The sequence below is a fragment of the Limosilactobacillus fermentum genome, from assembly GCF_013394085.1.
GTDB lineage: Bacteria > Bacillota > Bacilli > Lactobacillales > Lactobacillaceae > Limosilactobacillus > Limosilactobacillus fermentum.
This window is the reverse complement of sequence record NZ_CP040910.1, coordinates 176,985-188,783: the sequence shown is the minus strand read 5'-3', so window position 1 is coordinate 188,783 and position 11,799 is coordinate 176,985. Positions and strand designations below refer to the sequence as shown.

Below are 11,799 nucleotides of genomic sequence, written 5' to 3'. Positions count from 1 at the left end.
GCCCCCTAAAAGAAATGCCTGAAGCGCCACAAGACGTCCGCTAGCACCGACTTGGACAAGCGATCAACGACTTGACCGTTGGAGCGGTCGGCCAAAGAAATTGCCCGCGGGTGCTGTAATAACATTAACCGCAAGAAAAGGGACCGAAAGAAAAAAGCTTCTCTCAGTCCCTTATTTTGATTTCGTTCTTTTATAAAAACAGGCCCAGCGCCCAGACACCCACCAGGCCGACCAGAACGGAGGCCGCCATCGAGCGGGTGAAGTAGGCGGTGATCGCCACGAGAATGGCCGCCACGATTTGACTGGCGTGGCCGTAAATGGCTAGGTTGCCCAGCAACTTAACGTGGTCTTGCACCAAGCTGTAATCCGAGGTGATGAAGATCCCCTTGATGACCAGGGCGGTGAAGAGGCTGATCGGCACGTACTTCATCCATTCGTTAAACCACTCCGGAATCTTACGGTTGGTGAAGAACCGCATCGGGAAGTACCGCGGCACAAAGGCGGCGATCGCCGAAATCACGATCACGATCAGGTGGTAAGTTAGGTTGTGGTGGCTCGGAATCAACGACTGTGCTTCCGCCAGGTTAATTGAATTCATCCATCCCATCATTATTCACCATCATCCTTTTAAATCTAGCTGGGCGTCGGTCTTGGTAACCTTGGCCTTCGCCTCTTCTTGTTTTTTGATGTGCTGGCGGTCTTCCACCGTGTTATGGGTTGCGGACGGCCTAAACAGCTTACCCAAAATCCAGGTGTGATCCGGATCCTTGGAGTAATGGCGCACCCGGTTTTCAATGATAAAGCCGACAAAGGAAGCCAAAACGGTGGCCAAGATAATCCCCAAGGTCGACTTAACCAGGGTCAAGAAGTAGATTGACAGCCCGGCGGACAGGATCCCGATGAAAAGGGTCAGGCGCTGGTGCACTTGCATCACGATCATGTAGATAAAGAGGGCCGTCAAGGCGAAGTCCACGATCACTAAGTCGATTTGCACGGCGGACCCGATCAGACCCCCGAGCAGGTTCCCGGTGGCCCAAGAAGCCAGGGAGTAGTACTCAACTAAGAGGGCGTCTTTGGCCGACCAGTTCTTGTCGGTCACAAACTTCAGGTAGTTGATGGCGTAGTTTTCGTCGTTCATTGAGGCCGAAAAAATCAGGACCAACTTCTGGCTTTCGCTGCGCATGTAGCGAGAAAGGCTCGACCCCAAGAGGGCGTAACGCAGTTCCAAGAAGAAGAGGGTCATAAAAATCGAGGTGATCGGCGCATCACTGACCAATAGGGACGCCAGGGTAAACTGGGCCCCCCCGGAGAAGACCATGATCGAAACCAAGAAGGTTAAGACGAAGTTCATCCCCGCAGCGTTCAAAAGGATCCCACACGCAATCCCGATCGGCAGGTAGGACAGACAAAGGGGCATGGAAACCCCCAGGACCTCCAACCAGCGGGCGCGTTCCGGGTTGATTTGATGTGCTTTTGCCAAAGCAATTCCTCCACAAATAATGAGTTGTCTATTTCGCTTTCTTTCGGACGGGTTTTTGACCCGGCTAAAGAATAGTTTACCATATCTAACCGGACGTGAGCAGCCATCTCTTTTCTTCGGTGGTAATTTCCCGGGAAATATTGGAAGTGCGACTAACCTCCTTGACGAGCCGTATGGCTAAGCTAGGGCAAATGGTTGGTGCGCCAGCACCGTTCTTTACCCGTACTTAGCCACTAGGCTCGTGGTTAGGAGCACGTTATCGGAAGTGCGACTAACCTCCTCGACGAGCCGTATGGCTAAGCTAGGGTAAATGGTTGGTTCGCACTTCTTTTCTTTAGATATGGCTCTTTACCCAGCGGCCTATGCGCACGAAGACGTTGGCCTTGTCAACGTTGGTGGTTGGTACCACGTCGACGGTCAGCTTATTGCCGTCCAAACCGGTCAAACCGGCGTAAGTCAGCTCACCGACCACCTGGCCCTTTTTAACCGGGGCGGTCAGCTTACCGTTCTTGTCGGCGGCCTTGCTGTTGATGGCTAGGCTCGGCGACAGCAGGGTGCCGTCCTTCTTCCAGAGGGTGATCTTGCCCTGGGTGGTCAAGGTCGTGGTGGTGACCTTCCCGTTCGGTACGGTGGCGACCACGCTTGGTTGAACCGTGTAGGCCGTGTATTCGTTGGCGATTAAGTGGTAGAGGTTGGCGGTTTGGGTGAACCGTTCATCACCCCCACCAGTAGCGTGGAGGACCACGGTGATGATCCGGTGCCCCTGGTAGGTCCCGGTGGAAACAAAGCAGGCGCCCGCCTTGTCCGAAGTCCCGGTCTTTAAGCCGTCGATCTTAACCTGACTCGGGGCGTCGCTTTGCCCGGGGAGCATCTTATTGATGGTGGTAACGGTGGTGCCATCAATCGTGGTCGAAGTCAACTTGGTGATGTTTAACAGGCTCGGGTAGTTCTTGATCAAGTACTGGGCGATCTTGGCCACGTCGGTTGCCGTCATTTCGTTTTCGGCGTTTTTGGCGACCCCCTTGAGGCCGTAGCTCCCCATTTGGCTGTTGGTCAACCCGACTTGGTTGTACAGCTTGGCGTCGGTGACCCCGGCCTTTTTGACGAAGGCTTGCATCTTCTTGACGAAGCTCGCCGTGGAATCGCCGGTCGCCCGCGACAGGGTGATGGCGGCGGCATCGGCCGACTTGATCATCGCCGCTTCGGTCAACTCCTTGACCGTGTAACTCTTACCCGCCGTTAGGGTGATATTGGAGTACTCGGTGTTTTCCGATAACTTGGCCTCTTCTTTAGTGACCTTGACCTTGGTGTTCCAAGATAGCTTTCCCGCCTTGATTTCTTGTTCAATCACCCCTACCGTAATGATCTTAGAGATCGAAGCGATCGCCAGCTTGGTGTTGGCATTTTTGGCGTAGAGGACCTGGCCGGTCGTGGCGTCAATGGCGATTGCCGCCTTGGCGTTGACCGTGTAGTCGGTCGTCGAATTCGTGGATGAGCTGGAACTAGTCGAACTGGTCGTGGTATCAGCGTGGACCGCCGCTGGAACCGCCGTCAGGCTGCCGGCCGTCATGGTTAAACTGGCCAAGAAGGCCCCGGTGCGGTACAACCATCGTTTAACTTGCTTATTCATTACCTAACTTCTTTCTGTACTTGTTTAACTGGCAACGTTACCACAAAGGCCGTTTCCTGATCGTCGGAGCGGGCGGTTACCGAGCCGTGGTGGAGTTCCACGATTGATTGAACGATCGCCAGTCCCAACCCGGTTCCCCCGGTGGCCTTGTTACGCGACGACTCGACCCGGTAGAAGCGCTCAAAGAGGTGCTTAACTGATTCGGCGGGGATCTTCTCCCCGTCATCGGCGACCGTGATGACCACCTTTTCGCCCAGCTGCTTGGCCGTCAGGTGGATGTAGCTGGCGCCGTGACCGTATTTCAGGGCGTTAGCGACCAGGTTGGAGAAGAGGCGGCCCAACTTTTCGGGGTCGGCCGTAATCGACAGCGGGCTGGGCTCACAAGTTACGTTGATCGCCATCCCCTTCTTGTCGGCCTCCAGTTCAAAGGAGGCCCCGACTTGTTCGAGTAACTGCCCCAGGTCGACGGTCATTAAGTTAACCGGGGCGCCGTGCTGTTGAACCTTGGTGTATTCAAACAGGTCCTCAACCAGGTTCTTCATCTGCTTGGCCTTGTCGTAGGCGATGTGGGAGTACTTGACGATGTCTTCTTCGGACTGGTACTGGTGGTCTTCAATCAAGCCCAGGTAGCCGATGATCGAGGTCAGCGGGGTCCGCAGGTCGTGGGAAACGTTGGTGATCAACTCGTCCTTGGACTTTTCCGACGCCCGTTCCTCTTGCATGGCCTGGGTAATCGTGTCAACCAGCGCGTTAACTGAGGTAATCACGTGCTGTTGGTTACCGTTAACACGGAAGGGAATCCGGTGTTCCAGGTGACCCTGGGCGATGTAATGAAGTTCACCAATTATGTGATCCAGCTGGTAGAGGTGGTAGCGCCGCAAGAGCCGCCACCACAAAACCCCAATGTCAATTAGCACCAACAAGGCCATCACGATCCGTTGGTAGGACCAGATTTGGGCGTGAAAGGGCCCAATCACCAACGACTGTTTGATGATGAAGATCCCGCTTTGGACCCCGGGGTTACTTTGAATCATCGTTTGAATGATCGTAATCAAAGCGATATTGATCAACCCCAGCAAAATGATCGTTAGTAAGCCTTCAAAAAACAGGGAACTCTTCTCCCGCCCGGTTAACTTTAACATCCTTTTCCCCCATTAAAAAGAGTGGAAAATAACCTCCTCGGCAGGCCGTATGACTAAGCTAGGGCAAGGGTTGATGCGGCACGCATCGTTCCTTGTCCATACTTAGACACTAGGCCTGTGGTTACTTTCCACATTTTCTGTGTAACACCTAAAAACCACAAACGCAGACTGAGGCGGTTGGTGAGCACTCCCCTTTATTAGTGATTTTCGACCTTGTATCCGACACCCCACACGGTTTCAATCACCTTTTCGCCCCCCGTGGCGGCTTCGATCTTATCGCGCAGGTGGGAAACGTGAACCATGACCGTCTTGGCGGAGACGACCGATTCTTGTTGCCAAACCCGTTCGAAGATGTCGTCGGCGCTAAAGACCCGGTTGGGGTGGCTAGCCAAGAGGTAGAGAATCCCAAATTCCAGCGCGGTCAACTGAATTTGGTCCCCCTTTAAGGTCTTAACCTCGTGGGAATCCTTGTTAATCACTAGCGGCCCCACGTTTAAGACGTCGGGCTTGTCGTTAGTGACCTGGTTTTCGCTACGCCGCAATAAGGACTTGACCCGCGCCATCACTTCCAGCGGGTTGAAGGGCTTGGTAACGTAGTCGTCGGCCCCGGTCACCAGCCCCTGAATCTTGTCCATGTCGGCCGTCTTGGCGGACAGGACCAGGATCGGAATCGAGGAGTCCTTGCGCACCTGGCGAATTACGTCCATCCCGTTCATTTCCGGCATCATCAAATCCAGGATTACCAAACTAATGTCTGGCATCGTGTTGAGCTTGGTGATGGCGTCCCTACCATTGTAAGCCGTCACTGGTTCGTACCCTTCGTTGCGGGCGTAAATTTCTAATAGCTGAACAATTTCTTTATCGTCATCAACGATTAATATCTTCACTTGATCCATAATGGCTTCCCCCATTTCACTTGCAATTGTTAAATCCATTATACCGATCTAGCGGGTGTTCGCCCAACGATTCACGGTAGTTTAGAAAATGTTTTACGATTTTGATAACGGTGTGAAGGGGAACAAGACAACTAGTCTGTGCTACAATCAGCCTAACGATTGCCTGCCAATCAAAGGAGGGATTTTGATGCCAACCAAAACCGACTACGTTACCCAGCTCAACTTGACGCCCCATCCCGAGGGTGGGTGGTACCGCCAGGTGTACCACAGCGCCAAGACCACTTACGACCAAACGTCCTTGGCTAGCCGCTACGAATACACCTCGATCTACTTCTTGTTAGACGGTAGCTCACCTTCCCACCTCCACCGCCTCTTGCACGATGAGATTTGGTACTTCCACGACGGGGCGCCGATCTTGGTCCACTGCTTTTACCCCAACGGCTTTTACGAGGTGGTTAAGCTTGGCCGCGATATCGCTGCTGGCGAAGTCCTCCAGTTCCGGGTCCCGGCCGGCACGATCTTTGGTTCCGAAGTTGCCGATCCCGCTTCCTTTGGCCTGGTCTCTTGCGCCGTGGCCCCCGGCTTTGATTACCACGACTTCGAACTGCTCACCCAAGCCGACCTCTTAGCTAAGTACCCGGACCAAAAAGCGGTCATCAAGCGCCTCGCTTACGAGAAACTACCGGATTTTTAACGGAAGGGGATTAAAATGTCTCTCTGACTACCAAGGATCTACTTGATGATTACTATCACTGACTCTGTAAGTCATCAAAAGTAGTCCCCCTAGATGAAAAAACCGATGAAGTCGTGACTCCCTTTGTCGATGACATTAACGACCAAATTTCAATCTACGTCGAACACCTAGCAAATGGTCAACTTCGACTGAGTGATGACGGCTATGCCATCAGTAACCTTAGCTTTATGGGAACTGAACTACCAATGCACCGCAAGAAGAAATTAAGCAAGATCCTCCGCCAATTCAACATTAATTTAATAGAAGAGGAAACCTTTTAGCTATCGAAGGTGATGAATCCTCCTTTCAGGTTATGTCCGTATAATTGGTGTAAATTCTAAATAGGACTTTGTAAAATCTGAAAGGAACTTCATTATGCCAAAAGTTGAATTAAATTTAGAGGATGACGAATTAAAGGAGCTATTACTAGGTGATCGGGATAAGGCCATGCAATCAATTAGGGCCAAGATCCTTGATGAAATTCTTAAGTCCGAAGCGACTGAGCAGATTAAAGCTAGGGCTTATGTTCGTTCGGATGAACGAACCAATTCACGGAATGGTTATCGGGTTCGTCAGCTTACCACCCGCGTAGGGTCTCTAGAACTACACGTTCCTAAACTCCGTCATGGCAATTTTTCAACACAGCTGTTCAAACGCTACCAGCGTAGTGAGCAGGCCTTTGATTTGGCATTAATGGAAATGGTAATCCAAGGTGTTTCAACACGTAAAGTAGCTGAGATTACTAAGAAGTTATGTGGGACAACCTTTTCTAAAAGTACGGTCTCGGCTTTATGCAGGTAATTTGGACGACCAAGTGCTGGATTTTAACCGACGTCCCCTTACGCAAAAGTATGCTTTTGTGTATGCCGATGCAATTTTATTTAAGGTACACCGTGGTCACGTTGTGACAAGTAATAGCTTACTCGTTGCGATTGGAATCGACCCTAGCGGTCGTCGAGAAGTGCTCGGTTTTGATATCGGTGATAGTGAATCAAAAGCTGCATGGATGGACTTCTTTAGTGAACTTAAACAGCGGGGCCTTACCAACGTTGATATGTTTGTTTCAGACGCTCATTGTGGCTTAAAGGATGCAATCACTACGCAATTTCAGGGTAGCCTTGGGAGTGTAAAATATTTTGTGTAAATTGATACCTTGAGGGTATTGAAAAAGGGAAAGCCTTCCCCGTATGATTGAAATCGCTAAAAACCAATCAGAATACGGAGGCTTTCCCCATGAACCAGTTTAACAAAGATATTATCGCAGCGCTATCTTCAGACAAAGATATTACCCTGAATGAAGTCTTACGTCGTCAAATTGAAGTGGCCGCTAATCAGTTCCTTCAAAATGAACTGACTGCGGTGCTAGGCTACGAACCACATACTCGGATCGACCGATCAAAAGACGACGTGAACTACCGGAACGGGACGTACACCCGCACGATCGACACTGAGTACGGTGAAATTAATCTGACGATCCCACGGGACCGGTTAAACAAGTTTCAAAACGCCCTCTTCCCTCCTTACGTGCGTCGGACTGATGGACTGGAGGAAATGGTCATCAAGATGTACTCCAAGGGCGTCACAACTCGTGAAATCGCTGATATGGTTGAGAGAATGTACGGCCACTACTACTCACCAACCACGGTTTCAAACATCACTAAGCGGACGGAACACCTGGTTGAAGAGTTCCACGAGCGCAAATTCAAGTACTCACAGTACGTCTGTGTGTTCCTCGATGCTACTTACATTCCGTTACGCCGTGGTACCGTTGAACGAGAAGCCGTTAACGTAGCGATCGGAATTCGAAGTGACGGCGGTAAGGAAGTTCTTGACTACAGTATCGCACCGACCGAGAACGGAGCCGCTTGGTCTGAACTACTCCAGGGATTACGCGCACGGGGGATTAAAGATATTCAGTTGTTCATCGCCGACGGTTTAGTTGGACTTCAATCTGCGATTGAGGCTAACTACCCGCAGGCGAAGTTTCAACGGTGCTGGGTCCACGCAGAGCGCAACCTTTTAGGGTACGTTCGCAAAAACGATCGCAGGGAGATTATCACCGACTTTAAGGCTATTCGGCAAGCAGAGAACCTACAAGCCGCCCAAGAACGATTGGCGGCTTTCAGTGCTAAGTGGGAGTCCAGTTATAAGCGTCGAATCAAGAATCTAGTCCAAATGGAGGAGCTATTCACGTTCTTCAGTTTTCCAACTGCGATCCGTCAGACCATCTACTCGACGAACCTAATTGAGTCGTTCAATAAGAGCCTGAAGAAGATGGTCCGACGTAAAGAGCAGTTCCCAAACGAAGGAGCCCTCGATCGCTTTATCATGACGCAAGTGATGGAGTACAACGATAAATTTGAGAATCGAGCACATCGGGGATTCAAGGACTGTCACGACACGCTTGATTCGATGTTTTAGAATTGCCAATTCACGCGGGCGAAGTTTCCTTTTTTACACAACATTCTTGACACTCTCCAAAGATTTATTTAATGCTCCAACGTACGACCAAGCGGTTGAACGGCGTGACCAATTGGTTAAAGATTGGCAGACCGAGTTCCCTAAGGTGGTGAAGAAATTAGAAAATAGTTTTGACGAATTAATGGTGATTTACCAGCTCCCAGAGGAGCTAAGGAAGCGTCTCCGGACGAATAATACAATTGAGCGGGTTAATCAAGAAATCCGTCGTCGTGACCGTGTAATCCGGATATTCCCGAATGCTCTAAGCGTCTTGCGACTAATGGGAGCACTACTGATTGAACAGAATGAAAAATGGGCTGCTGGTCCACGGTACTTAAACATGACCGTTTACCACGGGATTGAAAAAGATGACAATTCAGAAGAAGCCGGTATGCTTAAGCTTGTGAAATGATAAATTCGCGGAATTTAATTTACACCAACATTTTGGACTTGACCTTGAATTGTTTGCCTTTAAAATGATTCATTACTCTGTCCTCTCTGTCTTTTTTCTCAATTTTACACTAAAATAGATTTTTTGGAAAACTTTGCAACAGAACCCACAAAACTATACACAAAAAGCAGCCAAATTTATAAAAAATTCAGCTGCTTAATGTCAAGCTATTCAATTAAATAATTCTGCTATCAGTACCATTTGACGAACAGCCAAACTTCACTCCAATTTTTGGAGTTCAGTTCAATCATCAGATTCACAAGCTTTATATTATTCAATTTCATTATTTTTCATATTGTTCGATGACATAAAACCTTTAAAATTAAATGCTTTCAAACGCACAATTGAATAGATAAAGAAAACAATATACATAATCAAACAATAATACCATTCTATATTAAAAAAAGCTTTAGTTATACATACTATCAATAACACTATTAATATTAAAATATGACTTATGATTTTGATTTTAAATCCATTTTTTGCAGAAAAGATTGTCCTTAATACAAAGAAAACAATATACGATAATGCATTTGCCAACGCTGCACCCCGACTACCAAATTTCGGTATTAATAAAAATGACAACCCGATATTAGCAAGCAATGTAATTCCTGATATATAGATATTTAGGTAAGTTTTTCTCGAAAAAACGATTCCAATATTGGTAGTTTCACTAATACAACTAAGATATACTGGAATGATCATTAGTGGAAAATAATATTGAACATCTCTATACTTATTCGACACAAAAAGCACAATAATTGGCCCAATAACTGTCATTAAGAAAACTATATTAGATAAAATGAGATTAACAAATTCACTAACCTTTTGGAATACAATTATGTCTTTATGCTCATTCATCCATCTATATGATACAGGGACCCAATAATTAACAAATATAGTTTGAATAATTGTCATAATTGCCATTACTTTTAATCCAACTGAATAAACACCTAACTCTTGATAAGTACTATATATCTTTAAAAAAATTCTATCTGACATTTGTAGAAAATTTGTTAACGAAACTGATATAACAATTGGGAAACCAAATATAAACATCCGATTAATCAATTTTGAATCAATCCATTGGTTAATCTTAAAATTAAATAATCGCCTATACTTAAAGATTAAAATGCAGTCAGCCGAAATTTGTCCAATAATTGTTGACCAAACAACAACGGTAAACGATCTATTTCCAAAATATAGTAAAATACATGTAGCAATCAACATACATAATTTTATTGATGTTGTAAAGAAAGAATATGCTTTACCATTCTCCGACATACGCAAGTACATTAAAATAAATCTTTCAAAAATTGTAAACATAACTAGCACTTCAAATGCTATTACTAGAAGAACATAATTCTTACTAGGATAAATTAAATTAGAAATTTGATGCAAATAAAATAACGAAATTAATAGTAAAACATTAAAAAACATCAATGGAACTATTATGCAATTCATGAAAAGTTTACTCTTATCATCTTGTTCGTTATATTCCCTGGTAAATGCCTGATCAAATCCAAAATACGCAAAAGAAGCAACTAGACCCTGCAATATAGTAAACATACTTGCTTTACCATATTCTACCGGCGACAAAAAATATGTTGTCAATGGAATAATTAAAGCTGTTAATACTCCTCCTAAGATTGGCCCCATCGCAAAGCTTATAAAATTAATTATTTTGTTTTTCATAATAAAGTATTTTCGGTCAAGTCCAAAATGTTGGTGTAAATTAAATTCCGCGAATTTATCATTTCACAAGCTTAAGCATACCGGCTTCTTCTGAATTGTCATCTTTTTCAATCCCGTGGTAAACGGTCATGTTTAAGTACCGTGGACCAGCAGCCCATTTTTCATTCTGTTCAATCAGTAGTGCTCCCATTAGTCGCAAGACGCTTAGAGCATTCGGGAATATCCGGATTACACGGTCACGACGACGGATTTCTTGATTAACCCGCTCAATTGTATTATTCGTCCGGAGACGCTTCCTTAGCTCCTCTGGGAGCTGGTAAATCACCATTAATTCGTCAAAACTATTTTCTAATTTCTTCACCACCTTAGGGAACTCGGTCTGCCAATCTTTAACCAATTGGTCACGCCGTTCAACCGCTTGGTCGTACGTTGGAGCATTAAATAAATCTTTGAGTCGGTTAGCAACTTCTTTACGATCCTTGAGTGCCAGAATACTTGTACAGTCATTACTAAAATGAAATTGACATCTCTGCCAAAGGCTACCCTGAAATTGCGTAGTGATTGCATCCTTTAAGCCACAATGAGCGTCTGAAACAAACATATCAACGTTGGTAAGGCCCCGCTGTTTAAGTTCACTAAAGAAGTCCATCCATGCAGCTTTTGATTCACTATCACCGATATCAAAACCGAGCACTTCTCGACGACCGCTAGGGTCGATTCCAATCGCAACGAGTAAGCTATTACTTGTCACAACGTGACCACGGTGTACCTTAAATAAAATTGCATCGGCATACACAAAAGCATACTTTTGCGTAAGGGGACGTCGGTTAAAATCCAGCACTTGGTCGTCCAAATTATTGCATAAAGCCGAGACCGTACTTTTAGAAAAGGTTGTCCCACATAACTTCTTAGTAATCTCAGCTACTTTACGTGTTGAAACACCTTGGATTACCATTTCCATTAATGCCAAATCAAAGGCCTGCTCACTACGCTGGTAGCGCTTGAACAGCTGTGTTGAAAAATTACCATGACGGAGTTTAGGAACGTGTAGTTCAAGTGTTCCTACTCGTGTGGTAAGCTGACGAACCCGATAACCATTCCGTGAATTGGTTCGCTCATCCGAACGTTCATAAGCCTTAGCTTTAATCTGCTCAGTCGCTTCGGACTTAAGAATTTCATCAAGGATCTTGGCCCTAATTGATTGCATGGCCTTATCCCGATCACCTAGTAATAGCTCCTTTAATTCGTCATCCTCTAAATTTAATTCAACTTTTGGCATAATGAAGTTCCTTTCAGATTTCACAAAGTCCTA

At 46.5% G+C, this 11,799-nt stretch carries 10 protein-coding genes and 2 pseudogenes; 5 read left to right on the top strand and 7 right to left on the bottom strand.

The features are described 5' to 3' along the window. Positions 1-190 precede the first annotated feature (190 nt). The 5 genes from FG166_RS00870 to FG166_RS00850 form a co-directional block, all read right to left on the bottom strand. The gene (locus FG166_RS00870) at positions 191-598 is read right to left on the bottom strand and encodes an AzlD domain-containing protein (protein ID WP_031274479.1); all 408 of its coding nucleotides are present in this window, start codon (positions 596-598) and stop codon (positions 191-193) included. 21 nt (positions 599-619) lie between these two features. Continuing rightward, positions 620-1,480, bottom strand: a complete 861-nt coding sequence (locus FG166_RS00865) for an AzlC family ABC transporter permease (RefSeq protein WP_003682462.1) — start codon at positions 1,478-1,480, stop codon at positions 620-622. Positions 1,481-1,814: 334 nt separating this feature from the next. Then, a complete protein-coding gene (locus FG166_RS00860; protein WP_003682461.1) occupies positions 1,815-3,110 on the bottom strand; it encodes a D-alanyl-D-alanine carboxypeptidase family protein in 1,296 nt (431 codons plus the stop codon). Continuing rightward, positions 3,110-4,252 (bottom strand): sensor histidine kinase, encoded by a 1,143-nt coding sequence (locus FG166_RS00855; protein ID WP_003682460.1) that lies wholly within the window; start codon positions 4,250-4,252, stop codon positions 3,110-3,112. Before FG166_RS00855 ends, FG166_RS00860 begins: the two co-directional genes overlap by 1 nt. 197 nt (positions 4,253-4,449) lie before the next feature. After that, positions 4,450-5,139, bottom strand: coding sequence for a response regulator transcription factor (locus tag FG166_RS00850; protein ID WP_031274475.1), 690 nt, complete (start codon positions 5,137-5,139; stop codon positions 4,450-4,452). Between the two features lie 196 nt (positions 5,140-5,335). Between FG166_RS00850 and FG166_RS00845 the strand changes: the two genes are divergently transcribed. From FG166_RS00845 to FG166_RS00825, 5 genes and pseudogenes are all read left to right on the top strand, one after another. Continuing rightward, the gene (locus FG166_RS00845; protein WP_035430879.1) at positions 5,336-5,842 is read left to right on the top strand and encodes a cupin domain-containing protein; all 507 of its coding nucleotides are present in this window, start codon (positions 5,336-5,338) and stop codon (positions 5,840-5,842) included. A gap of 113 nt (positions 5,843-5,955) precedes the next feature. Beyond that, on the top strand, positions 5,956-6,162 hold the full coding sequence (locus FG166_RS00840) for a DUF1828 domain-containing protein (protein WP_003682454.1): 207 nt from the start codon (positions 5,956-5,958) through the stop codon (positions 6,160-6,162). Between the two features lie 94 nt (positions 6,163-6,256). Beyond that, a pseudogene (locus FG166_RS00835) lies at positions 6,257-7,001 on the top strand (IS256 family transposase); the annotation flags it as partial. Positions 7,002-7,114: 113 nt separating this feature from the next. Next, positions 7,115-8,302: an IS256 family transposase gene (locus tag FG166_RS00830; RefSeq protein ID WP_137876814.1), complete on the top strand. Its 1,188-nt coding sequence runs from the start codon at positions 7,115-7,117 to the stop codon at positions 8,300-8,302. Positions 8,303-8,360: 58 nt separating this feature from the next. Further along, positions 8,361-8,753, top strand: a pseudogene (locus FG166_RS00825) (IS256 family transposase); the annotation flags it as partial. A gap of 309 nt (positions 8,754-9,062) precedes the next feature. Here FG166_RS00825 and FG166_RS00820 read toward each other — a convergent pair. After that, positions 9,063-10,487: a lipopolysaccharide biosynthesis protein gene (locus FG166_RS00820; RefSeq protein WP_050755173.1), complete on the bottom strand. Its 1,425-nt coding sequence runs from the start codon at positions 10,485-10,487 to the stop codon at positions 9,063-9,065. Positions 10,488-10,545: 58 nt separating this feature from the next. After that, positions 10,546-11,766, bottom strand: coding sequence for an IS256 family transposase (locus FG166_RS00815; protein WP_137876771.1), 1,221 nt, complete (start codon positions 11,764-11,766; stop codon positions 10,546-10,548). Between the last annotated feature and the right edge of the window lie 33 nt (positions 11,767-11,799).

Bases quoted from the DNA above. Each gene is read 5' to 3' on its own strand.
- FG166_RS00820 (WP_050755173.1), bottom strand. From the start codon at position 10,487: ATGAAAAACAAAATAATTAATTTTATAAGCTTTGCGATGGGGCCAATC.
- FG166_RS00855 (WP_003682460.1), bottom strand. From the start codon at position 4,252: ATGTTAAAGTTAACCGGGCGGGAGAAGAGTTCCCTGTTTTTTGAAGGC.
- FG166_RS00860 (WP_003682461.1), bottom strand. From the start codon at position 3,110: ATGAATAAGCAAGTTAAACGATGGTTGTACCGCACCGGGGCCTTCTTG.
- FG166_RS00815 (WP_137876771.1), bottom strand. From the start codon at position 11,766: ATGCCAAAAGTTGAATTAAATTTAGAGGATGACGAATTAAAGGAGCTA.
- FG166_RS00830 (WP_137876814.1), top strand. From the start codon at position 7,115: ATGAACCAGTTTAACAAAGATATTATCGCAGCGCTATCTTCAGACAAA.
- FG166_RS00845 (WP_035430879.1), top strand. From the start codon at position 5,336: ATGCCAACCAAAACCGACTACGTTACCCAGCTCAACTTGACGCCCCAT.
- FG166_RS00870 (WP_031274479.1), bottom strand. From the start codon at position 598: ATGAATTCAATTAACCTGGCGGAAGCACAGTCGTTGATTCCGAGCCAC.